The following is a 21676-nucleotide window of genomic DNA, read 5'->3' on the forward strand; positions in this document are numbered from 1 at the left end:
GTTGACGGCGAATGGGAAGGTCGACAAGCGTGCGTTGCCGGCGCCGGACTATGCGGGCGGTGGGTCGGGGCGTGAGCCGGGCTCGGTCCGTGAGGTGGTGTTGTGCGGCTTGTTCGCGGAGGTGCTGGGTCTGGACCGGGTCGGGGTGGAGGATTCGTTCTTCGATCGTGGTGGTGACAGCATCATGGCGATTCAGTTGGTGGCGCGGGCGCGTCGGGCGGGTCTGGTGTTCACTCCGCGTGAGGTGTTCTCCCATCAGACACCCGAGTCCCTTGCCACCCTCGCCCGTGACGCGGGCGGGGAGAGCGGGCCCGTCGAGGGGGCCGGTGCCGGAGTGGGCCAGGTGCCCCTCAGCCCTGTCATCGCGGCACTGGCCGAACTCGGCGGTCCTGTCGACGGTTTCCACCAGTCGGTGGTGGTGCAGGTCCCGGCGGATGTGTCGGTGGAGTCGTTGACGGGTGCGGTGCGGGCCGTGGTGGATCACCACGACGCGCTGCGTCTGCGGCTGGCCGTCGGTGATGCGGGTGAGTGGGGTCTGGAGGTGGGGCCTGCGGGGTCGGTGGCGGTGGATGCGTGTGTGACGCGGGTCGACGCGGCGGGCCTGGACGATGCGGCTGTGGAGGAACTGACGGCCGGGCAGGCGGTGGTGGCCCGTGAGGGGCTTGCTCCGGCTGAGGGCCGGATGCTGCGGGTGGTGTGGCTGGACCGGGGCCGTGGGGTGCCGGGCCGGTTGCTGCTGGTCGTGCATCACCTGGCGGTGGATGGTGTGTCGTGGCGGATCGTGCTGCCCGATCTCGCCGCCGCGTGGTCGGCGGTGCAGGCCGGTCGGCCGGTGGAGCTGGAGCCGGTGGGGACCAGCTTCCGTACCTGGTCCAGGATGCTCACGCAGGAGGCCACCCGGCCCGAACGCACAGCCGAACTGGCCCTGTGGCAGGAGACGGTACGCACGGACGACGAGCCGGTGCTCGGCAGCCGTCCGCTGGACGCGACCGTCGACACCGTGGCCACGGCTCGCCAGGCCGGAGTCACTCTGCCGGCGGAGGTGACGGAGGCGTTGCTGACGCGTGTGCCGGCGGCGTTCCACGGCAGGGTCAATGATGTGCTGCTGACGGCTCTGGCCCTGGCGGTGTCGCGCTGGCGTGAGGTGCGTGGCGTGGATGTGCCGGGTGTTCTGGTGGATCTGGAGGGTCATGGCCGTGAGGAGCTGGCGGGTGCGGAACTATCCCGTACGGTCGGCTGGTTCACGAGTGTGCATCCTGTCCGTCTGGAGCCGGGTGCGGTGGCCTGGGATGCCGTGGTGTCGGGTGACCCCGTGGTCGGTGGCTTGGTGAAGCGGGTCAAGGAGCAGGTGCGCCGCGTCCCTGACAACGGTCTGGGCTACGGCCTGCTGCGGTATCTCAACCCGAAGACCGCCCCGGAACTCGCCTCGTACGGCAGTCCGCAGATCGCCTTCAACTACCTCGGCCGCATGGGCACCGGCGACCGTCAGGACTGGGAGGTCCTGCCCGGAACGGGTGGCATGGGCGGTGGTGCCGACGCGGGCATGCCACTCAAGCACGCGCTGGAGATCAACGCGATCACGCACGACCTGGCCGGCGGGCCGGTGCTGGAGGCCACCTGGTCCTGGGCCGGCGGTGTGCTGGCGGAGGACGACGTGCGCGAGCTGGCCGAGCTGTGGAGCGCGGCCCTGCACGGCCTGGCCACCGGCGTCGAAACCGGTGGGGCCGGCGGCCACACCCCCTCCGACCTGGCGCTCGTCGACCTCACCCAGGACCAGATCGAGGCGTGCGAGGCCGCCGTGACCGGTCTCGACGACGTCCTGCCGCTGGCGCCGTTGCAGGAGGGCTTTCTCTTCCACGCGATCCTGGAGGAGGCGGACACCGACGTCTACACGGCACAGATCACCTTCGACTTCGAGGGGCCGCTGGACGCCGCCGCGCTGAAGGCCGCGGGCGAGCGGCTGCTGGCCCGGCACGCCAACCTGCGCGTCGGCTTCCATCACGACGGCCTCGAGCGCCCCGTGCAGATCGTCCGGCGCACCGTCCCACTGGACTGGACCGAGACGGACCTCTCCGACCTCGGCGATGCCGAGCGGGAGGCGGAGGCCTGCCGCATCGCGGACGAGGTCCGGCGGCGGAAGTTCGACCTCGCCCGTCCGCCACTGCTGCGGCTGACGCTGATCCGGCTCGGTGCCGACCGCCACCGCCTGCTGCTGACGAACCATCACATCGTGTGGGACGGCTGGTCGGCATCCGTGCTCATCGGTGAGCTGCTCTCCCTCTACGGCACCGGTGGCGACGACTCCCGGCTGCCGAAGGTCACCCCGTACCGCGACTACCTGGCCTGGCTCACCGCCCAGGACCGCGACGCGGCCCGCACCGCATGGGCCTCCGCCCTTGCCGGGCTCGACGGCCCGACCCTCGTCGCCCCCCAGGTCGCCGACCGGGCCCCCGTACTGCCGGGGCAGCTCGCCGGCGAGCTGCCGGAGGAGCAGACGGCGAGGATCGCCGAGTTCGCCCGGCGGCAGGGCGTCACCATGAACACGCTGGTGCAAGCGGCGTGGGGTCTGCTGCTGAGCCGTATGACCGGTCGACAGGACGTCGTCTTCGGTATGACGGTCTCCGGCCGCCCGCCGGAGCTGCCCGGCGTCGAGCGCATGGTCGGCCTCTTCATCAACACCCTCCCCGTCCGCGTACGACTGCGTGACGACGAGCCGGTGGCCGGGCTGCTGAAGCGGCTCCAGGAGGAGCAGGCGGCCTTGATGGAGCACCACCACCTGGGCCTGTCCGAGGTGCAGCGGCAAGTCGGCAGCCGGGATCTCTTCGACACCACGATGGTCTTCGAGAGCTACCCGCTGGACGCCTCGACCTGGGAATCCCCTGCCAAGGGGCTGAAACTGGTCGGCGTCGCGGGCACGGACGCGACGCACTACCCGCTCGCCCTGTCCGTGATCCCGGGCGCCCGGCTGACCCTGCGTCTGGGCTACCGCACCGACGCGTTCGCCCCGGCGGAGGCCGAACTGTATCTCGCGCGGCTGGACCGCCTCCTGCAGAACATGGTTGCCCAGCCGGACCTGCCCACCGCCAGGGTCGACTTCCTGTCACCGGAGGAGCGCTACCGCCTCCTCGCCGAATTCGGCGGCTACGGCGCCATGCCCGCCTGACGGGTCGTCGCGCTCGATGTCCAGGCAGAGCCGGCGCACCCCCTCCGGGTCCGCGTGTTCGGTACGGGCCCGGGAGGGGGCGCTGTCGGCGAAGTCGATGGCGTCCACCTCGTACCCGAGGGACGCCAGGCAGGCGGTCGGCCCTCCCCCTGCGTGTCAGGTGTGCGCTGGCGGGCTTGTCGCCCTCGCGAAGGGGCGCATCGGCGGGGTGAGGTCACGGTCACGCCCGCGGGCCGGTGGTCGTCTACGCGTGGCAGACGCCGTTGTTGACCATCCGGGTGTGGTGTGCGACCACCGGGCGTGCGCTCTTGGCCAGGGACTTCACGAGCGGGTTGGTGCCCGAGGTGATCTCCTTGTCGATGAGCGCGAGGGTCTGCGTGTGCGCGGGGTACTGCGCCTTGAGCCACGCGGTGTCGTACGCGGGCGTTCCCGCGAGGGACTTGAGGGTGGCGGTCTGCTTCAGCTGCGCGGCCGTCTGCCCGGACGGCAGGGCCACGCCCAGCTGTTTCGCGGTCTTGACGACACCGGCGTCCAGCGTGCGGTGGTCGCGGACGAAGGTGGCACCGACCCGCTTCACACAGGCGGTGGTCGCGGCGCTCTGGGCTTGCCGGCCGGTCGCGATCTCCCACAGGTTGCCCTGGTGGGCCGCGGCCAGGAGCTGCCTGTCCAGGCTGGAGACCGGCGGCGAGGGCGACGGCGACGACGCAGCGAGAGCCGGCAGCGACGTGCTACCCATGACGCAGAGGGTGGCGGCGCAGACGGCGGCGGAACGGGCACGGGATCGGGTCGTGTACATGAGTCCTCCAGAGCTCGCACGCGCAAGCCTCGACAAACCCCCCATCCTCATTGCTCTCAGGGTGAGAAACGCACCTATGTCATGGTTCACCCGGTTGAGTTGATCGGCAACCCGGCTCTGACGGGGCCGCAGCAGCAGTCTTGTGCTATGCGTCCAGTGGACGCATAGTGGCGGTGTCCTGCTCGTCGGTCGTGCCCAGGGAGCCCAAGGAGCCCTCTTGTCCCTTGCAGATTTCCAGAACGAGATCTACCTGGGCGGCCTCGGTGGGGTCGTCCCGGAGCTTCCGACCGATCTCCACCGCCTGGAGGAGGTGGCGCGGGAGCGGCTGACTCCGCAGGCCCACGGGTATGTGGCGGGGGCTGCCGGGGCCGAGCGGACGGCCAGGGCCAACCTCGCCGCGTTCGACCGGTGGAAGATCGTGCCGCGCATGCTCCGGGACGTCGCCGACCGCGATCTCTCGACCACCGTCCTCGGGACGGAGATGCCCGCCCCGGTCATCGTGGGCCCGGTCGGGGTGCTGCGGATCCTCCACCCGGACGGTGAGCTCGCCGTGGCCCGCGCGGCCAAGGCCCTCGGTGTCACGATGACGCTCTCGACGGCCGCCTCGACCGCCCTGGAGGAGGTCGCCGCCGAGGCCGGGCCGCGCTGGTTCCAGCTCTACTGGCCGAAGGACCGCGAACTGGCCGCCAGTTTCGTGCAGCGGGCCAAGGAGTCGGGCTACAGCGCCCTGGTCGTCACCCTCGACACCTTCTCCATGGCCTGGCGGCCACGCGACCTCGACCAGGCCTATCTGCCGTTCCTCCAGGGGATCGGCGTGCAGAACTACTGGAGCGATCCGGTCTTCCACAAGGCGATCGGCGGGCCGGTCACCGACGTCAACCGGGACCGGGCGCTGCTGCACTGGGTCGCCAACTTCGGCAATCCCAGCCTGACCTGGGATGACCTGGCGTGGCTGCGGCAGGAGTGGGACGGCCCGATCGTACTCAAGGGCATCCAGCACCTCGACGACGCCCGCCGCGCCGTGGACGCGGGCATGGACGGGATCGTGGTCTCCAACCACGGCGGCCGCCAGGTGGACGGGGCGATCGCCTCCCTCGAGGCGCTGCCCGCGATCGCCTCCGCGGTCGGCTCACGGATCACCGTCCTGTTCGACTCGGGGATCCGCTCGGGCGCCGACGTGGCCAAGGCCCTGGCGCTCGGCGCGCGAGCCGTCATGATCGGCCGCCCCTACGCCTACGGGCTGGGCCTGGCCGGCGAGGACGGTGTACGGCACGTGCTGCGCTGCCTGATGGCCGAGCTCGAGCTCACCCTCGCCCTGGCCGGCCGGTCCACGCTCGCCGACGTCGGACGGGATCTGCTCGATGGCTGATCAGGGCGTTCCGCCGGCCGTGGCTGGCGGAGCGAGCCCTCCTCGTGTCCTCTCCCGGGCCCTCGCGTGGACGGTATGAGGGCGGGATCCGCGGCGTGGTGGCGGGCGCGCTACGCGGCGCGGGAGCGGCAGCGGCCGCGGGCCGGCGGGCTGGAGCTGAACCGGATCACCCAGGTGGCACTGGAGATCGTGGACGCCGAAGGGCTCGCGGCGCTCACCATGCGCAGGGTGGCCGAGGAGATGGGGGTCCGGCACACCTCGCTGTACCGGCATGTGGCCAGCCGGGACGAACTGCTGGTGGAACTGGTCGACCATGTGCTGGGCGAGGGCGTACCGCGGGAGACGGGCCGGGGGTGGCGGGCCGATCTGGAAGAGGGCGCCCGGGAGTTCAGGCGGATCCTGCTCGCGCATCCCGCGGTCGTACCGCTGCTGACCATGGGGCAGCTGCTGGGGCCCAACGCGCTGCGGGCCCGGGAGACCGGGCTCGGACTGTTGATCCGGGCCGGGTGGGAGCCGGCGCAGGCGGTCCAGATCTATCTGACCGTCGCCCACTTCGTCATCGGCACGGCGTTGCTGGGCACCGGCGGTGCGGCGCGCAGCGCCGGGGAACGCACCGCGATGACGGAACTGTTCGCCGGGCTGCCGCAGTACCCGGTGGTGCGGGAGCTGGCCGAACCGCTCAACCTCCCCGACGGCGACCAGGAGTTCGCCTTCGGTCTGAACGCCCTGCTCCACGGGATCGGAGACCCCCGATGACTCTCGCCGACTGGATCGCCGGCGGCACCACCATCGAGCTGAACGGGCACCGCCTGTTCGTACGCCAGGACGGTGCGGGCACACCCGTGACGCTGGTGCACGGCTTCCCCACCTCCTCCCACGACTGGGCGATGACCGTCCCGCACCTGGTGGCGGCCGGCTGCCGGGTGACCACCCTCGATCTGCTCGGGTTCGGGCAGAGCGACAAGCCGCGCCACCACCGCTACTCCATCCATGAGCAGGCCGACCTGGTCGAGGCGGTCTGGAAGCACCTGGAGACCGGCGAGACCGCGCTGGTCGCCCACGACTACGGTGTCTCCGTCGCCCAGGAGCTGCTGGCCCGCGATCCCGGCCGTATCACCCGCACCGCCCTGCTGAACGGCGGCCTCTACGCCGACCTGCACCGCCCGATCCCGGCGCAGCGCCTCCTGCACAGCCGGGTCGGCCCGCTGCTGGCCCGGCTCACCGACGAGAAGAGGTTCACGGCGAACCTGCGCAGCGTCCTGGCCAGGCCCGTCACGGACGCGCTTCTGCACGACATGTGGACGTCCGTCGTCCGTGCGCGGGGCCATCACCTGGCCCCGCGTCTGCTCCGTTACATCGACGACCGCCGTGTCCACTTCCACCGCTGGACCGGGTCCCTGGAACAGTACGAGGGCCCGCTGCTGTTCGTCTGGGGCCCCGAAGACCCCGTCAGCGGGGCCCACGTCCTGGAGCGCCTGCGCCGGCGACGCCCGCACGCCACGTTCACCGTGCTGGACGGCGTCGGCCACTACCCGCAGATCGAGGCACCGGAGGAAACGGCCGCGGCACTGGTCACCTTCCTCGCCGGCCGGGGTGCGGGAGACGGACGGCCGTAGGAGCCACGGTGCGGGGCGTCGGGGCATCGCCGCGCGGTGGAACGAGCATCACCTGCACGTGCTCGGCCGTCCGCCGTCGTCGCGCGGCCGTGCACGCGCCGGAGGGCACCGGCCGGGGGCGTGGTCATCGAGGGTGCCGGGTCTTTGCGCGGGTGATGGGCCGCGCCGCTGCTCGGGTTGGGGTGGCCCGTCGCGTTCGTGAGCGCGGCGGGCCCGACGGCCGGCTCAGGCCCCGGACGGGGGAGTCGTACGTCCCTCGAACGCCGCCAGGATCCGTTCCGCCGCCAGCGTCGCCGTCAACGCGCCGTCCCTGACCTGCTGTTCGAGCAGCGGAGCCGTCTCCCGCACCGCGGGGTCGGCGTACAGCCGGCCCAGCAGTTCGTCCCGGACCATCGCCCACGTCCAGCCGACCTGCTGATCGCGCCGCTTGGCCGAAAGCCGGCCAGTCGAGTCGAGCAGCGCCCGGTGCTGTTCGAGGCGCTCCCAGACCGGTTCGAGGCCGGTTGACTCCCGGGCGCTGCAACTGAGCACGGGCGGAGTCCAGAACGCCTCCTTGCCGTGCATCAGCCGGAGCGCGCCCGCCAGCTCCCGTGCCGCCGCCCGCGCGTCGCGTTCGTGCGGGCCGTCCGCCTTGTTGACGGCGATCACGTCGGCCAGCTCCAGGACGCCCTTCTTGATGCCCTGCAGCTGGTCACCGGTGCGGGCCAGGGTCAGCAGGAGGAAGGAGTCGACCATGTCGGCGACCGCGGTCTCCGACTGGCCCACGCCGACGGTCTCCACGAGGATCACGTCGTAGCCCGCCGCCTCCATCACGACCATCGACTCCCGCGTGGCCTTCGCGACCCCGCCCAGCGTGCCCGCGCTGGGGGAGGGTCGTACGAAGGCGTCCGGGTCGACCGCCAGGCGTTCCATGCGCGTCTTGTCGCCGAGGATCGAGCCGCCGGTGCGGGTCGAGGACGGGTCGACCGCGAGGACCGCCACCCGGTGCCCCAGCGAGGTCAGCAGGGTGCCGAACGCGTCGATGAACGTCGACTTGCCGACACCCGGCACCCCGCTGATGCCGATCCGCCGCGCCCGGCCGCTGTGCGGGAGCAGCTCGGTGAGCAACTCCTGTGCCAGCGACCGGTGTTGCGGCCGGGTGGACTCGACGAGCGTGATGGCGCGGGCCACCAGGGCCCGCTTCCCGTCGAGCACACCCTTCACATACGTGTCGAGATCGATCGCAGCCATCGCGGCTCTACAGGTCGTGGCCGAGGTCGGCCGACAGCCGCCGCACCAGGTCGTGCGCCGCGTCCGGGATCACCGTCCCGGGCCCGAACACGGCCACGGCGCCCATCTCCAGCAGCGTCGGCACGTCCTGCGGCGGGATCACCCCGCCGACCACGATCATGATGTCCTCGCGGCCCTCCTCGGCGAGCTTCTCGCGCAGCGCCGGGACGAGGGTCAGATGGCCCGCCGCCAGCGAGGACACGCCGACCACGTGCACGTCCGCCTCGACCGCCTGCCGGGCGACCTCCTCCGGCGTCTGGAACAGCGGACCGACGTCGACGTCGAAGCCGAGGTCGGCGAAGCCGGTCGCGATCACCTTCTGGCCGCGGTCGTGACCGTCCTGGCCCATCTTGGCGACCAGGATGCGCGGCCTGCGCCCCTCGGCCTCCTCGAAGGCGTCCACCAGGGCACGGGTGCGGTCCACCGACGGGGACTGGCCTGCTTCGTTGCGGTACACGCCGGAAATGGTACGGATCTGGCTCGCGTGCCGGCCGTACACCTTCTCCAGGGCGTCCGAGATCTCGCCGACCGTCGCCTTGGCGCGGGCCGCGTGCACGGCCAGCTCCAGCAGGTTCTCCGTGCCGTCGGCGGCCCGGGTGAGCGCGTCCAGGGCGTCCCGGCACGCCTGCTCGTCCCGCTCCTCCCGCAGCCGCCGCAGCTTGTCGATCTGCTGGGCGCGCACCGAGGAGTTGTCGACCTTGAGGACCTCGATCTGCTCGTCGCTGTCGACGCGGTACTTGTTGACGCCGATCACCGGCTGCCGGCCGGAGTCGATGCGGGCCTGCGTGCGCGCGGCCGCCTCCTCCACGCGCAGCTTCGGGATGCCGGCGTCGATGGCCTGCGCCATGCCGCCCGCCTGCTCGACCTCCTGGATGTGCGCCCAGGCCTTGCGGGCGAGGTCGTACGTCAGCCTCTCCACGTACGCGCTGCCGCCCCACGGGTCGATGACCCGGGTGGTGCCGGACTCCTGCTGGATGAGCAGCTGGGTGTTGCGGGCGATGCGCGCCGAGAAGTCGGTCGGCAGCGCGAGCGCCTCGTCCAGGGCGTTGGTGTGCAGCGACTGGGTGTGTCCCTGGGTCGCCGCCATCGCCTCCACGGCCGTACGCGTGACGTTGTTGAAGACGTCCTGCGCGGTCAGTGACCAGCCCGAGGTCTGTGAATGGGTGCGCAGCGACAGGGACTTGGTGTTCTTCGGCTCGAACTGCGAGACCAGCTTGGCCCACAGCAGCCGGGCCGCGCGCAGCTTGGCGATCTCCATGAAGAAGTTCATGCCGATCGCCCAGAAGAAGGACAGCCGCGGTGCGAACGCGTCGACGTCCAGGCCGGCTTCACGTCCCGCGCGGATGTACTCGACACCGTCCGCGAGCGTGTACGCCAGCTCCAGGTCGGCCGTCGCGCCCGCCTCCTGGATGTGGTAGCCGGAGATGGAGATGGAGTTGTAGCGCGGCATCCTCTGCGAGGTGTACGCGAAGATGTCCGAGATGATCCGCATCGACGGCTTCGGCGGATAGATGTAGGTGTTGCGGACCATGAACTCCTTCAGAATGTCGTTCTGAATGGTCCCGGCCAGCTTCTCGGGCGGTACGCCCTGTTCCTCCGCCGCCACGATGTACAGCGCCAGCACCGGCAGCACGGCGCCGTTCATCGTCATCGACACGGTCATCCTGTCCAGCGGGATGCCGTCGAACAGCTGGCGCATGTCGTAGATCGAGTCGATGGCCACGCCCGCCATACCGACGTCACCGGTCACACGCGGGTGGTCGCTGTCGTACCCCCGGTGCGTGGGCAGGTCGAAGGCGACCGACAGACCCTTCTGGCCGGCGGCCAGGTTGCGCCGGTAGAACGCGTTGGACTCCTCGGCGGTGGAGAAGCCCGCGTACTGGCGGATCGTCCAGGGCTGGTTGACGTACATGGTCGGGTACGGGCCGCGCAGATACGGCGCGATGCCCGGGTAGGTACCCAGGAAGTCCAGGCCCTCCAGGTCACGGCCGGTGTAGAGCGGCTTGACCCCGATGCCCTCCGGGGTCTCCCACAGCGGCTCTTCGCTGCCGGTCGCCGCCGCGACGGCCGCACGCCACTGATCGGCACCGCCGTCGGCGACCGGTGTCCCCAGCTCGATGCCGGAGAAGTCGGGGATTCCCATCAGGACACTCCCATGCGGTCGAGGGTCGCGGACAATACGTCCACTGCGTCGCAGCCCGCGAAGACGTACGAGTCGATGCCGGCGTGGTCGCCCCGGCCCGCGAGGAACACGTGCCGGGCGCCCGCGGCGCGCAGCGACTCGGCGGCCTGCTCGGCCTGTTCGGCGTAGAGCGCGTCGCTGGAGCACAGCACGGCCTCGGTGGCGCCGCTGTCCTCGAAGCCGCCCTCGGTGACCGGCTCGATGCCGCCCGCCTGGAAGAGGTTGGCGGCGAAGGTGGCGCGCGCGGTGTACGCGGCGGCCGGGCCGAGCGTGGCGAGGAAGATCCGGGGGCGGGCGCCGGTCGCCGCGAGGTGGGCGTCGGAGCGGGCGCGCAGCTCCTCGTACGCCTCGTCGCGGCGCACCCGGGGCAGACCGCCGGACGGCGGCTCGGGCGCGGGTTCGCGCTCCACCGGCTTCTCGGTCAGCAGCGGGAACTCGCTGACGCCGGTGATGGGTTCGCGCCGCTTGGCGAGCTTCTTGGAGCGCTCCGCCCAGGTCGTCGCGAGGTCCGTGCGCAGCCGGCCGGAGCGCAGCACGGCCGCCTGGCCGCCGTCGCGCTCGATGGTCCGGAAGAACTCCCAGGCGGCACCGGCGAGTTCGTCGGTGAGCCGCTCCACGTACCAGGAGCCGCCCGCCGGGTCGATGACCCGGGCCAGGTGCGACTCCTCGATGAGGATCGTGGAGGTGTTGCGGGCGATCCGGCGGGCGAACGCGTCGGGCAGGCCGAGCGCGTGGTCGAACGGCAGGACGGTCACCGAGTCGGCGCCGCCGACCCCGGCGGCGAGCGTCGCGACCGTCGTGCGGAGCATGTTCACCCACGGGTCGCGGCGGGCCATCATCACCGGTGAGGTCACCGCGTGCTGCACCTGGGCGCCCGGGGCCCCGCAGACCTCGGCGACCCGGGACCACAGCCGGCGCGCGGCGCGCAGCTTGGCGACGGTGAGGAACTGGTCGGCGGTGGCGGCGTAGCGGAACTCCAGCTGCGCGGCGGCCTGTTCGATGCTCAGCCCCGCCTCGGTGAGGTCGCGGAGATAAGCCACACCGGTGGCGAGCGAGGCGCCCAGCTCCTGCGCGGCCGAGCCGCCCGCCTCGTGGTACGGCAGCGCGTCCACGGTGAGGGCGCGCAGGCCCGGGTACCGCTCGGCGCAGCGCGCGGCCAGGGCGGCGTACGGCGCGAAGTCCAGGGCGGTGCCGGTGCGGGCCTCGTGGCCCAGCGGGTCGCCGCCCAGGTTGCCGCGTGCGGCCGCGGCGTCCACGCCCTTGTCGGCGTACAGCCGCAGCAGCGCCTCGGCGGCCTCCTCGGTGTCCCGGCCCGCGTCCAGCACGACCGCGGCCAGGTCGAGGTACACGCCCTCCAGCGCCGGGCCCAGCTCGGCGACCGGGATGCCGCCCTCGCCCAGCACCAGCCACAGAGAGGTGCCGCCGTTCTCCAGGTCGGCCAGGACGGCGTGCTCCGTGCGGGCGGTGTGCCGCTGCCGTACGTCCCAGCCGCCCGCGGTGTTGCCCTCGGGGCGGCTGCCGCGTACGTACGGGGCGAAGCCCGGCAGACCGGGGTCGGGCGCGTCGTCGCGCGCGGTGTAGAGGGGCCGGGTGCGCAGCCCGTCCTCCAGCGTCGTGGACAGGGCGTCCTCAGCTGCCGCGCCCGAGACTTCCTTGCCCGACTTGCGCAGCACGCCCTCGACCAGGCGTTGCCACTGCTCGTGCGTCGCGTCAGGGAACTCGGCGGCCAGTGAGAGCCCGTCGTCAGGCAGGACCGTCATGGCTCGGACTCTAGGGCAGCGCGCTGAAGCGGGAGTAAACAAAGGGCTGTGAGGTTTCTCCACTTGCGCGTGTGACCTGCGCCGCTCAGCCGCCGGAAGAGGTGCCGTCCGGGTCCGGCGGCTCCGGTACGAGCGCGCCCATGGCGGCCCGCTGATCGGGTCCCATGGAGTCGGCGAGGGCCTGCCGGACGGTTCCGGCCAGCAGGGTGGAGGTCTCGCCGAGCAGGTCGCGTGCCTTGTCGGTGAGGGCCACCTGTACACCGCGCTTGTCGCCGCAGACGGACGTGCGCGCCACTAGACCGGCCCGCTGGAGGCAGGCGATCTGGTAGGTGAGCCGGGTCTTGGGGCGGCCGAGGAGCTCGGCGATCTGGGTCATGCGCAGGCCGGTGCGGGGCTGTTCGGCCAGCAGGCACAGGATCAGGAACTCGTCGTGGGAGACGTCGAGGGTCTCCTTCACCACCGACCGCAGGCGCTGTTCCACGGCGCCCGTGGCGGCCAGCAGGACCATCCACGCACGCAGCTCGTCGGGCAGCAGCCCGCTGCCCGCCGCGGGGCATTCGAACTGGTCGGCGGGGCGGGCGTCGGAGGCGGACATGCGTCGAGTCTAACCGTTGTCCAATTTTGGATGAGAAAGATGTTCCGGTTTGGGAAAGCGGGTTGTCCAAATTTGGATGACGCGCTAGCGTGCTGAAGTCATCCAAATTTGAACCACTCTTCTCGGGAGTACGACCATGACCGTCGCCGTGCAGACAGGCACCTGGCAGCTCGACCCGGCCGCGTCCACCGTGGGGCTGAGCCACCGGACCATGTGGGGCCTGGTGAACGTGAAGGGCACGTTCACCGCCGTCGGCGGGCAGGGCGAGGTGCGGCCCGACGGCTCGGCCGCCGGGACGGTGACCCTGGGCGCGGCCTCCCTGGACACGAAGAACGCCAAGCGGGACACCCACCTGCGCTCGGCCGACTTCTTCGACGCCGACAACCACCCGGAGATCACCTTCGCCGTCCGCGGCGCCGAGCTCCTCGACGGCGACGGCGTGCGGGTCACCGGTCAGCTGACCGTGCGGGGCATCAGCAGGCCCGTCACCTTCACCGCGCGCCTGACCGGAGTGAGCGCCGAGGCGCTGACCCTGGACGCGGAGTTCACCGTGGACCGCGACGAGTTCGGCATGGGCTGGAACCAGCTGGGCATGATCCGCGGCCTGACCACGGTGACCGCCGGGCTGCGCTTCACCCGTACGGCGGACTGAGCCGAGCGCTCGGCCCCTGCGGCCGGGCTCCTCGCGCCTCAGTCCTTGATGCCCAGCTCGGCCCGGCTCACGTCGATCGTGGAGAGCGTCTGCGGGGTCGCCGTGAAGGCGCGCAGCCGCAGGTGCGCGGTCTTCTTCACGGACAGCGGGAAACCGCCCTTGGGTGCCCGCAGCACGAGGGTCGCCGTGCCGTGCGCGGGGATCGTGGCCGGGCCGTGCGCCAGCGACCAGTACCGGTTCATGCCCTGGCCCGTCGTCAGCATGTAGTGCGGGGTCAGCGCGTCGCTCCCGGTGTTGGTGACCCGTACGGTCAGGGTCGACAGGGAGTGCTTGGAGCCGTGCCGGGCCGCGGTGATGTCCATCCGCAGCGGCGGCTTCCCCGTCACCGCCAGGGTCGCGCTCACCAGCGCGGGCAGTACCAGCAGCACCACGGCCGCCGCCAGCGCGGGCCGGCGGCGCCGGGCCGTCAGCCACCGCGGCCGCGGCTGCCACGCGTTCCTGAACTCCGACAGGGGCACGGTGACCGCCGCGGTCAGCCACAGCGGCGTGTACATCAGGTAGTAGCCGTCCTGGGAGCGGGTCGCCAGGTAGAAGGCGCACCAGGGCAGCACGGTCGCGGCCGGACCCAGCCGCCGTACGAACAGCACGAACAGCGCCAGCAGGGCCGCGGCGAGCAGCATGCTCGCGTGGCCGTACCAGTCGAGCCGGTCGCTGCCGTGGGTGAAGTACAGCGAGATGTCGACCAGGCCCTGCCCGTGCAGCACCGCGCCCTGGGTGAGCGGCAGGGCGATGCCCCGCAACCACGGGCCGGGCTCGCTCACCATGAAGTACGCGTTGAGCAGCAGCCAGGTGAGGACCGCGATCCCGGCGATCCGCAGCACCACGCGCGCGGCCTCCCGGCCGCCGATCTCACCGCGGCGCACCGCGTAGATCCCCGCCAGCAGGAACGGGGTGACGAACCAGGGAAGTTGCTGGGCCGCGCACGCGGCCCCGATGCACGCGGCCCGCGCGATCCCAGCCGGACCCAGCCGCCCGCCGGCACCGAGCCGCGGCCAGGAGACCACCACCGGCATCAGCAGGACCAGGCCGATGATCGCCGGATAGCCCTGTCGGGCGTACATCGGCAGGAAACTGAAACCGAGGCAGACCATCGTGGCCGCGGACCGCCACGGAGTCGGCAGCCGACGCCACAGCAGGACCGTGCCCGCGATCAGGACGACCGTCACCGCCGCCGTCGCCGGGGCGCCGTTGTGGCCGAGCCACAGGAAGGGCACGGTGAGCAGGGGTGCGAGCGGGGGATAGCCGTACGTGAAGTCGTAACCGCCGGTCGTCGTCGCCGTCAGGGCGACGCCCTTGATGTGGAAGAGCCACGGCCACGGCTGGTCGTACACCTGGTGCCCGTGCACGATCTGCTTCGCGGCCTGCGTGGTCAGTACCGCCTCGTCGCCGCCCGCGTGGTTCAGCGCCCAGGTGCACAGGGTGAGCGCGATCGCGGTCACGAGCACGATCACGTCCAGACGCGCCAGCGAGCGCGCCCGGCGGACCGTCAGCGTGAGCACGCCGGTCACCAGGATCGAGGCGTAACACAGGGAGATGACCCCCGCGAGGACCAGCTTGTGGGTGGCGGCCTGCGTCCACACCGCGCGCGTGCCGATGAACAGGCTGACGTCGGCGAGCAGCGTCAGCACGCGGTGCCACTGCGCGGGCGGTTCGTGGAGCTGCGCGCGGGCAACCGGAACGGCGGACACCGCCGACTGTGTCCGCCGGCCGGCTGTCACCTGCTGTGTTTCTGCCAAGTGCACGGGACCGGACGCTATCGGGGGCGGATGAGCGACACGTGGCCCGGCGTGAAGAGAACGGTATGAGGGCGGTAAGAAGCGGGCGTATTCGTACATGTGCCCCAGGTCACTCCGGGGGATGGGGCGCCCGACCGGTCGCGCAGTGTGTCGCTGTTGGGCCGAACGGGTGACTTGGCGTAAGAATTGGCTGGTGCAGGCATGGAGTGCGAGTGAGATCAGGGGGAGCCGGTGAGCCGTTACGACGTCACCGATGAACAGTGGGAAGGGCTCGCCCAGGTCGTGCCGCTGCGGGGCCGGGACGCCTGGCCGTCCGCGGTGAACCACCGCTCGCTGCCCGACGCCGAGACCGAGACCCGGCGCCGGTTCGTGGTGCTGCGGGTCAACGTCTTCGCGGACGCCCGGGAGGTGGCCGAGACCCTGATGGCCGGCGTGCCGGTCCTGCTCGACCTCACCAGCGCGGAGGGCGAGGTCGCCAAGCGCGTCCTCGACTTCAGCACGGGTGTGGTCTTCGGCCTGGGCAGCGGCATGCACCGGGTCGACCGCAACGTGTTCCTCCTCACCCCGCCCGGCACCGAGGTCAGCGGGCTGATGGAGGGCGTGGGGGTGTCGGGCGGCTGAGCGGACGCCTCCGGCGGTCGAGCGGACGCGTTCGGCACGAACGTGGCGCCGGTTGCGGCAGCGTGTGCCTCCGGCGTCCGGGCGCGGGCCCGTGCCGGCCTCGGTTCGGGCCCACCTCGGCTCGGCGAGCACGGCCGGATCCTCGCCGTGGGCGCGCCGGGCGGCTGAGGCGCGGTCTCGCGGACGAGCGGGGGCCCGGGCCTTCCCGCTTCGTGCGGGCGGCGGGCCCCGTGGTGCCGGGAGGCGGCGCTCGGCTGGCCGTGGCGCACCACGTCGTCGGCGGTGGGCGGGCGTACGGCGTTCGGCCGGCGAACGGATCCCGTTCCGTTGCGGCCCGCCGACCGCCCGCTCGTCCCCGGCGTCGGCGGTCCGTCCCCCGATCGTAGGAACGGCGCAAGGACAAAACGGTTCCTCGGTGCGGGGGCGTTCTACCGTCCCTGGCATGGCCGTGTCCTCCGTGTCCGTCGCGACCGTTCCCACGCAGTCCCGCGAGTCCACCGATGTGCGTGCCCGGATCACCGAGCTGCGGCTGTCGGCCTTCGCCGGGCACCGGCGCGCCGGATTCCCCCTCGGGCCCGTCACCTTGTTCGCGGGGCCCAGCGGGGCGGGGAAGACGACCGCGCTCGCGGCGTACGAGGCGCTCGCCCGCCTCGGTGGCGGCGCCTCACTCCGCGAGGCGTTCCCGGACCCGGCCGCCTGTGTGCCGCAGCGGGCGCGCCCCGATGCCGGCGGGCGGCGCGGCTTCCGGATCGGGTGCACGGCCGACGGTGTCGAGGGGCCGGTCCGTCTCGACGTCGCCGTACAGGCCGAACCGGACCTCAGGATCGTGGGCGAGCGGCTGACCGCGGGCGGGGTCGTCCTGTTGCAGACCGCGCTGCGCGACCCCGGTCGCCGGACCGTCCAGGCCGCCTGGCACACCGCGGGTGCCGCCCCCGTGACCCGCGCCCCGCTCCCCGACGACCGCCTCGGCACCGCTCTGCTGCCGCTGCGCGTGGCGGGCAAGACGGACGGGCAGCGGCAGGTGCTCGCCGCAGCCGAGCAGATGGTGGTCGCGCTGCGCTCCGTCTTCCCCTGCGACCCCCGCCCCGAGTGCATGCGCGTGCCCGTCCCCACCGGCTCCGGCCGGCTGCTGCCCGGCTGCGACAACCTCGCCGCCGTCCTGTGGCGCACCCGCGCGGAGTGCGGCCGCCGGCACGGCCTGCTGGTCGAGGCGGTGCGCGCGGGCTGCGCCGGCCCGGTGGCCGACCTGCTCGCCGAACCGCTGCAGGACGGCACGGTACGGGCGGTGCTGGACCGCGGCGACGGCTTCGGTACCGAACTGGCCCGGCTCGGCGACGGAGAACTGCGCTATCTCGCGTTGGCGCTGGTGCTGCTGACCGGGCCGGGCGTCCTGGACCTGGACGCCCCGGGCGAGGTGCCCGACGCCCTGCGCACCCTCACGGTCCTCGCCGACGGTTTCGACCGCGGCCTCGACCCCGCCCAGCGCCGGGAGTTGCTGCGGACGGCCGTCCGGATGGGCGAGCGCGGGCACATCCGGTGCGTGGGCGCGGTGAGCGACGCCTCGTGGGCCGCGGGGACCGAGGGCGTCACAGTGGTACACCTGGACGCGTGACGGAACCTCTCGACCTGGCCCGGCTCCAGCGCAGGCTCGCCGAGTTCGCGGCCGCCCGGAACTGGCAGCCCTACCACACACCCAAGAACCTCGTCGCCGCGCTGAGCGTGGAGGCGTCCGAACTGGTCGAGATCTTCCAGTGGTTGACGCCACAGGAGTCAGGCCGGGTGATGGAGGACCCCGGCACCGCGCACCGGGTCACCGACGAGGTCGCCGATGTCCTCGCCTATCTGCTGCAGTTCTGCGACGTCCTGGGCATCGACCCGCTGGCCGCCCTGGCCGCGAAGATCGACCGCAACGAACAGCGGTTCCCGGTGCCGGGGGCGCAGAACGGCGCAGGGGGCGCGCCCGAGCGCCGGCAACTGCCGGAGGACTGAACTCCGTTATCACGCTCCGAAGTCAAATCGCCTGTCGAATCCGAATTGTTGTCCACAGATTTCCGTCTACCTCTGGCTTTTCGCCTCCTACACCTTCACTCTGGGTAGTGAACAAGGGAGTTCAAGCGGGGCGTGCGCGGAAGCACGCGGAGGGACGGGGGCGACGCATGGATGCGGTACGGCTCATCCTCACGAGCAGGCGTGCGCTGGCGGGCGGCGCCGACGCGGGCGAGATCATGGCGGAGGTCTGGCAGGCGCAGGCCCTGGCCCAGGCGATCGGCAGCCGGCTCGCGGTGTCCGGCCCGCCGGAGCTGCGCGGCGAGGCGCTCGGCCTGACGGAGCTGGCGGGCCGGGGCTGCGGGGTCCTGGACCCTCCCGAGCTCGACCTCGGCGACCTGCGCGCCGCCCAGCTCACCGAGCTGGACGACGCCCGCGAGACCCTGGTCTGCCTCGGGGGCCTGCTCGGTGAGGTCGGCATAGCCCTGGTGGGCATCGCCAGCGCCGCCGCCGACGAGGCGACGTACTGGCAGTGCATGGAGGCCATCGACGCGGCCGACGAGTCCCGTGACCGCGTCCTGGAGATGCTGCGCAAGCTGACGGCGCGGGAGGAGACGTTACAGGAGGACGACACTCGGACCAGCCAGACCAGCCAGACCAGCCAGACCGGCCAGAACAGCCCGAGCGGCAGTCAGAACAGCCCGTCCGGCGTGTGAGGACGAGGCCGCACGGCCGAAGCGGGGGCGCAGGCGGCAGCCCAAGGCCGCAGGTCGGTCTCCGGGACGGCAGGTCGGTCCGGGACCGCAGGTCGGTCTCAGGGACGGCAGGTCGGTCTCCGGGACCGCAGGTCGATCTCCGGACGGCAGGTCGGTCTCCGGGACCGCACGTCAGGCGAGGTCGGCCTCTTCGGCTGGGCCCTGTTCCCCGCCCCGCAGGCCGGTCAGCGCCGACAGATCCGCGTTCAGCGCGGCCATCAGCTCCTCCAGTTCCTCCAGCAAACCCTTCGGCCGACCGACGGAGCCGACTCGCTCACCGGCGGAGCCGGATTCTTCGGACATGACGGCCTCCCCGGCGCAGGGCGCCGGACCGTCCGGCTCCGACGGCCCAACGATCACCACCGGGGCCGGTCACTGGCCCGCACGGCGCCCGGCGTGCCCGGAGGCGGTTTTCACCCGACCGGGGATCGCCGTGCTGGCCGGTACAGGCGAGGTTGACGTGGCGTGCGGCGTGCAGGATGGATGTATGGACCTTCGAATCTTCACCGAGCCCCAGCAGGGGGCCACCTACGACACCTTGCTCACCGTGGCGAAGGCCGCCGAGGACCTCGGCTTCGACGCCTTCTTCCGCTCGGACCACTACCTCAGCATGGGCAGCGTGGACGGCCTGCCCGGTCCCACGGACGCCTGGATCACCCTGGCCGGCCTCGCCCGCGAGACCAGGCGCATCCGCCTGGGGACGCTGATGACGGCCGGCACCTTCCGGCTGCCGGGCGTGCTCGCCATCCAGGTCGCCCAGGTCGACCAGATGTCCGGCGGCCGGGTCGAGCTGGGCCTGGGCGCGGGCTGGTTCGAGGAGGAGCACAAGGCGTACGGCATCCCGTTCCCGAAGGAGAGGTTCGCCCGGCTGGAGGAGCAGCTCGCGATCGTCACCGGGCTGTGGGCGACGGAGGTGGGCAAGGGCTTCGACTTCCACGGCGCCTTCTACGACCTGACCGACTCGCCCGCGCTGCCCAAGCCCGCCCAGAAGAAGATCCCGGTGCTCATCGGCGGCCACGGTGCGATCCGTACGCCCCGGCTGGCCGCCCAGTACGCCGACGAGTTCAACATCCCCTTCGCCTCGGTCGAGGACAGCGAGCGGCAGTTCGGCCGGGTGCGTGCCGCCGCTGAGGAGGCCGGACGCGGCGCGGACGCGCTGACGTACTCCAACGCGCTCGTGGTCTGCGTCGGCCGGGACGACCAGGAGGTCGCCCGGCGTGCCGCCGCGATCGGCCGTGAGGTGGACGAGCTGAAGGCCAACGGCCTGGCCGGTTCCCCGGCCGAGGTCGTCGACAAGATCGGCCGGTACGCGGGGATCGGCTCCCGGCGGATCTATCTGCAGGTCCTGGACCTCGACGACCTGGACCACCTGGAGCTGATCTCGGCCCAGGTGCAGTCGCAGCTGTCGTAGGACGCACGGCGGGTGGCCGTGTCCCGCCGGCTCCCCGGACCGGGCGGGACACGGAATCACCGACGGACCGAGTCCGGTCGCCGGTGGAAAGGGGAGGTCGGGCGGCGGCAACCGGCGAGCTGGTCGCTCGCGCGGCCGCGCCGGTACTTCGGCCGGTGACATCCATGGTGGTGGCCCTGACGCGCCCCTCTCTCACGGCACACGGATTTTCCGGCGGCGAGGGGCCGCCACCGTGCACGGCGGCGGCCCCGGGGCGACCTCAGCCGCCCTGCGCGAAGCCGTGGTCGAGGATCTTCGTGGCGTCCGCGAAGCGCTGGTCCGCGGACGTGTCGGCGAGCACCGTGCCCACGACCGTCCGGCCGCCCCGGGTCGCCGCGAACACCAGGCAGAACTGCGCCTCCGGCCCGGAGCCGGTCTTCACACCGATCGCGCCCCGGTAGGTGCCGAGCAGCTTGTTGCTGTTGTCCCACGGATCCATCGCGTGCGTTCCGCCGCCCGGCCGGCAGGACTGGGGGTGGGTCACGGTCCCCCCTTCGGTCAGTGGTCAGTTGACGGCTGATCACTATGCGGTAACCGTGGAGGTCCTGTGCCGGAAGTGTGGACCCCGCCACAGGACGATCGATCACGGAACTATGGCCTCCACCACAGCATGATCGAACTCGCCCTGGTGAGATCTCGGGATGCTCGGTTTCCTCCTGCGTCTGCTGCCGTTCTGGGTCCGTGAGCCCCTGTTCATCGTGGTCGGGTCCGTGCTCGGCGTACGCATCGTGTATCTCGGGGTCCGTGACCACGACTGGGTGCCGGCCGGTCTCGGTGTGGTGTTCCTCGTCTTCACCGCGATACGCGTCCACACGGTGATCCAGGCGCTGCGCGCGCGCCGGAACCCGGACCCACCGGCCCCCGCGGCCGGGCCGGAGGCCGGCCCCGCCGCGCAGACCCGGGACCGGGCGGCGGCCGTGCCGCACCCGGCCCCGGTCGCTGCGGAGAAGGAGCCCAACGCGTGGGGTCAGGCCGTCGCGGCCGTGGCCGTGTTCGCGGCACTCGCGGCCGCGGTGTGGGTGGGTCCGCACGTGCTGCCGTCCGGCGACAACACCCCGCGCACCGCCACGTGTCCGGGCCGGGAACACGAGGAACTGCCGAACGCCTTCAGGAAGGACCCCCGTCCCGTGACCGGCGACGAGCTGTGCAGGGCGCTCGACCGGCCCGATCTCGCCCGGCTCCTCGGCACGCCCGGGGAGACCGCGACCACGGCTTCCGGCAGCAATGACACCGCTGCCCTGACCGATGGGAAGGTCGCCCGGCCGGAGGCCGAGATCGGGTTGGACACGTACACCGTGAACCTGTCGGCGACCTACAACGAGCTGTCGATGGCCCAGTACGTGAGGCTGATGAAGACCGGGAACGAGCAGGACGTCGAGACCCGTACCGTTCTCGGCCGGCCCGCGGTCCTCTCCTCGGACCACACCATGAAGCTGAGGATCGGTCCCGGGGCCGGCGGAACCAGCGGCGGACCCGTGGAAGAGGGCCCCCTCGCCCGCACGCTGTCCGTGGCCCTCGACCGCGAGGACCGTGGCGGCTACTACGAGCTCACCGTGTGGAGCACGTCCGGAGCCCTCCCCGGCGACGGCGCGCTCCTCGACATCGCCGAGAAGGTCCTGCCCACGCTCCCTGGCCACCGCGTGCGATGAGACGTGGTGCCGCCGAC

18 protein-coding genes and 1 pseudogene are annotated in these 21676 nt (G+C 72.1%); 11 read left to right on the plus strand and 8 right to left on the minus strand.

The window, feature by feature from the left end; all coding sequences use genetic code 11:
• The first annotated feature begins 97 nt into the window (after positions 1-97).
• Positions 98-3163: a condensation domain-containing protein gene (locus tag AB0D93_RS34765; protein WP_362128612.1), complete on the plus strand. Its 3066-nt coding sequence runs from the start codon at positions 98-100 to the stop codon at positions 3161-3163.
• A 244-nt stretch (positions 3164-3407) separates the two neighbouring features.
• Here AB0D93_RS34765 and AB0D93_RS34770 read toward each other — a convergent pair whose 3' ends face one another.
• Positions 3408-3899, minus strand: coding sequence for a DUF4142 domain-containing protein (locus AB0D93_RS34770; RefSeq protein ID WP_362128427.1), 492 nt, complete (start codon positions 3897-3899; stop codon positions 3408-3410).
• Positions 3900-4176: 277 nt separating this feature from the next.
• Here AB0D93_RS34770 and AB0D93_RS34775 point away from each other — a divergent pair, with 277 nt between their 5' ends.
• The 3 genes from AB0D93_RS34775 to AB0D93_RS34785 all read left to right on the plus strand — a co-directional run bounded on the left by AB0D93_RS34775 (position 4177) and on the right by AB0D93_RS34785 (position 6944).
• The gene (locus tag AB0D93_RS34775) at positions 4177-5328 is read left to right on the plus strand and encodes a lactate 2-monooxygenase (protein ID WP_362128430.1); all 1152 of its coding nucleotides are present in this window, start codon (positions 4177-4179) and stop codon (positions 5326-5328) included.
• Between the two features lie 75 nt (positions 5329-5403).
• The gene (locus AB0D93_RS34780; RefSeq protein ID WP_362128432.1) at positions 5404-6084 is read left to right on the plus strand and encodes a TetR/AcrR family transcriptional regulator C-terminal domain-containing protein; all 681 of its coding nucleotides are present in this window, start codon (positions 5404-5406) and stop codon (positions 6082-6084) included.
• A complete protein-coding gene (locus AB0D93_RS34785) occupies positions 6081-6944 on the plus strand; it encodes an alpha/beta hydrolase (RefSeq protein WP_362128435.1) in 864 nt (287 codons plus the stop codon). Before AB0D93_RS34780 ends, AB0D93_RS34785 begins: the two co-directional genes overlap by 4 nt.
• Positions 6945-7169: 225 nt before the next feature.
• On the opposite strand, the gene meaB is transcribed toward AB0D93_RS34785, so the two are convergent.
• The 4 genes from meaB to AB0D93_RS34805 form a co-directional block, all read right to left on the minus strand.
• Entirely contained in the window at positions 7170-8174 is a 1005-nt protein-coding gene (gene meaB, locus AB0D93_RS34790; protein WP_362128438.1) for a methylmalonyl Co-A mutase-associated GTPase MeaB, read from the minus strand.
• Between the two features lie 7 nt (positions 8175-8181).
• The gene (gene scpA / locus AB0D93_RS34795) at positions 8182-10356 is read right to left on the minus strand and encodes a methylmalonyl-CoA mutase (RefSeq protein ID WP_362128441.1); all 2175 of its coding nucleotides are present in this window, start codon (positions 10354-10356) and stop codon (positions 8182-8184) included.
• Positions 10356-12155, minus strand: a complete 1800-nt coding sequence (locus AB0D93_RS34800; protein ID WP_362128444.1) for a methylmalonyl-CoA mutase family protein — start codon at positions 12153-12155, stop codon at positions 10356-10358. Before AB0D93_RS34800 ends, scpA begins: the two co-directional genes overlap by 1 nt.
• An 85-nt stretch (positions 12156-12240) precedes the next feature.
• On the minus strand, positions 12241-12750 hold the full coding sequence (locus AB0D93_RS34805; protein ID WP_362128448.1) for a MarR family transcriptional regulator: 510 nt from the start codon (positions 12748-12750) through the stop codon (positions 12241-12243).
• A 136-nt stretch (positions 12751-12886) separates the two neighbouring features.
• Here AB0D93_RS34805 and AB0D93_RS34810 point away from each other — a divergent pair, with 136 nt between their 5' ends.
• Positions 12887-13402 (plus strand): YceI family protein, encoded by a 516-nt coding sequence (locus AB0D93_RS34810; protein WP_362128451.1) that lies wholly within the window; start codon positions 12887-12889, stop codon positions 13400-13402.
• Between the two features lie 38 nt (positions 13403-13440).
• Here AB0D93_RS34810 and AB0D93_RS34815 read toward each other — a convergent pair whose 3' ends face one another.
• Positions 13441-15150, minus strand: coding sequence for a hypothetical protein (locus AB0D93_RS34815; RefSeq protein ID WP_362128453.1), 1710 nt, complete (start codon positions 15148-15150; stop codon positions 13441-13443).
• Positions 15151-15429: 279 nt separating this feature from the next.
• Between AB0D93_RS34815 and AB0D93_RS34820 the strand changes: the two genes are divergently transcribed.
• The 4 genes from AB0D93_RS34820 (at position 15430) to AB0D93_RS34835 (ending at position 18521) form a co-directional block, all read left to right on the plus strand.
• Entirely contained in the window at positions 15430-15819 is a 390-nt protein-coding gene (locus tag AB0D93_RS34820) for a cell division protein SepF (RefSeq protein WP_362128456.1), read from the plus strand.
• Positions 15820-16261: 442 nt separating this feature from the next.
• Positions 16262-17431, plus strand: a complete 1170-nt coding sequence (locus AB0D93_RS34825) for an ATP-binding protein (RefSeq protein WP_362128459.1) — start codon at positions 16262-16264, stop codon at positions 17429-17431.
• Complete coding sequence (locus tag AB0D93_RS34830; protein ID WP_362128462.1) at positions 17428-17808, plus strand: nucleotide pyrophosphohydrolase; 381 nt, start codon at positions 17428-17430, stop codon at positions 17806-17808. Before AB0D93_RS34825 ends, AB0D93_RS34830 begins: the two co-directional genes overlap by 4 nt.
• Before the next feature lie 167 nt (positions 17809-17975).
• Positions 17976-18521 (plus strand): DUF6099 family protein, encoded by a 546-nt coding sequence (locus tag AB0D93_RS34835; RefSeq protein WP_362128465.1) that lies wholly within the window; start codon positions 17976-17978, stop codon positions 18519-18521.
• A 171-nt stretch (positions 18522-18692) separates the two neighbouring features.
• On the opposite strand, the gene AB0D93_RS34840 is transcribed toward AB0D93_RS34835, so the two are convergent.
• On the minus strand, positions 18693-18863 hold the full coding sequence (locus tag AB0D93_RS34840; RefSeq protein ID WP_362128466.1) for a hypothetical protein: 171 nt from the start codon (positions 18861-18863) through the stop codon (positions 18693-18695).
• A 184-nt stretch (positions 18864-19047) separates the two neighbouring features.
• On the opposite strand from AB0D93_RS34840, the gene AB0D93_RS34845 reads away from it, so the two are divergent.
• Positions 19048-19971, plus strand: a complete 924-nt coding sequence (locus AB0D93_RS34845; RefSeq protein ID WP_362128469.1) for an LLM class F420-dependent oxidoreductase — start codon at positions 19048-19050, stop codon at positions 19969-19971.
• 259 nt (positions 19972-20230) lie between these two features.
• On the opposite strand, the pseudogene AB0D93_RS34850 reads toward AB0D93_RS34845, so the two are convergent.
• Positions 20231-20464 (minus strand): annotated as a pseudogene (locus tag AB0D93_RS34850) (D-alanyl-D-alanine carboxypeptidase); the annotation flags it as partial.
• A gap of 187 nt (positions 20465-20651) precedes the next feature.
• On the opposite strand from AB0D93_RS34850, the gene AB0D93_RS34855 reads away from it, so the two are divergent.
• Entirely contained in the window at positions 20652-21659 is a 1008-nt protein-coding gene (locus AB0D93_RS34855) for a DUF6215 domain-containing protein (protein ID WP_362128470.1), read from the plus strand.
• The last annotated feature ends 17 nt before the right edge of the window (positions 21660-21676 follow it).

This window comes from Streptomyces sp. NPDC048191 (assembly GCF_040652655.1).
GTDB lineage: Bacteria > Actinomycetota > Actinomycetes > Streptomycetales > Streptomycetaceae > Streptomyces.

Excerpts from the sequence above, each read along its gene's own strand:
- AB0D93_RS34770 (WP_362128427.1), bottom strand. The coding sequence starts at position 3,899 with ATGGGTAGCACGTCGCTGCCGGCTCTCGCTGCGTCGTCGCCGTCGCCC.
- AB0D93_RS34780 (WP_362128432.1), top strand. The coding sequence starts at position 5,404 with ATGAGGGCGGGATCCGCGGCGTGGTGGCGGGCGCGCTACGCGGCGCGG.
- AB0D93_RS34785 (WP_362128435.1), top strand. The coding sequence starts at position 6,081 with ATGACTCTCGCCGACTGGATCGCCGGCGGCACCACCATCGAGCTGAAC.
- meaB (WP_362128438.1), bottom strand. The coding sequence starts at position 8,174 with ATGGCTGCGATCGATCTCGACACGTATGTGAAGGGTGTGCTCGACGGG.
- scpA (WP_362128441.1), bottom strand. The coding sequence starts at position 10,356 with ATGGGAATCCCCGACTTCTCCGGCATCGAGCTGGGGACACCGGTCGCC.
- AB0D93_RS34800 (WP_362128444.1), bottom strand. The coding sequence starts at position 12,155 with ATGACGGTCCTGCCTGACGACGGGCTCTCACTGGCCGCCGAGTTCCCT.
- AB0D93_RS34805 (WP_362128448.1), bottom strand. The coding sequence starts at position 12,750 with ATGTCCGCCTCCGACGCCCGCCCCGCCGACCAGTTCGAATGCCCCGCG.
- AB0D93_RS34810 (WP_362128451.1), top strand. The coding sequence starts at position 12,887 with ATGACCGTCGCCGTGCAGACAGGCACCTGGCAGCTCGACCCGGCCGCG.
- AB0D93_RS34825 (WP_362128459.1), top strand. The coding sequence starts at position 16,262 with ATGGCCGTGTCCTCCGTGTCCGTCGCGACCGTTCCCACGCAGTCCCGC.
- AB0D93_RS34835 (WP_362128465.1), top strand. The coding sequence starts at position 17,976 with ATGGATGCGGTACGGCTCATCCTCACGAGCAGGCGTGCGCTGGCGGGC.
- AB0D93_RS34840 (WP_362128466.1), bottom strand. The coding sequence starts at position 18,863 with ATGTCCGAAGAATCCGGCTCCGCCGGTGAGCGAGTCGGCTCCGTCGGT.
- AB0D93_RS34845 (WP_362128469.1), top strand. The coding sequence starts at position 19,048 with ATGGACCTTCGAATCTTCACCGAGCCCCAGCAGGGGGCCACCTACGAC.
- AB0D93_RS34855 (WP_362128470.1), top strand. The coding sequence starts at position 20,652 with ATGCTCGGTTTCCTCCTGCGTCTGCTGCCGTTCTGGGTCCGTGAGCCC.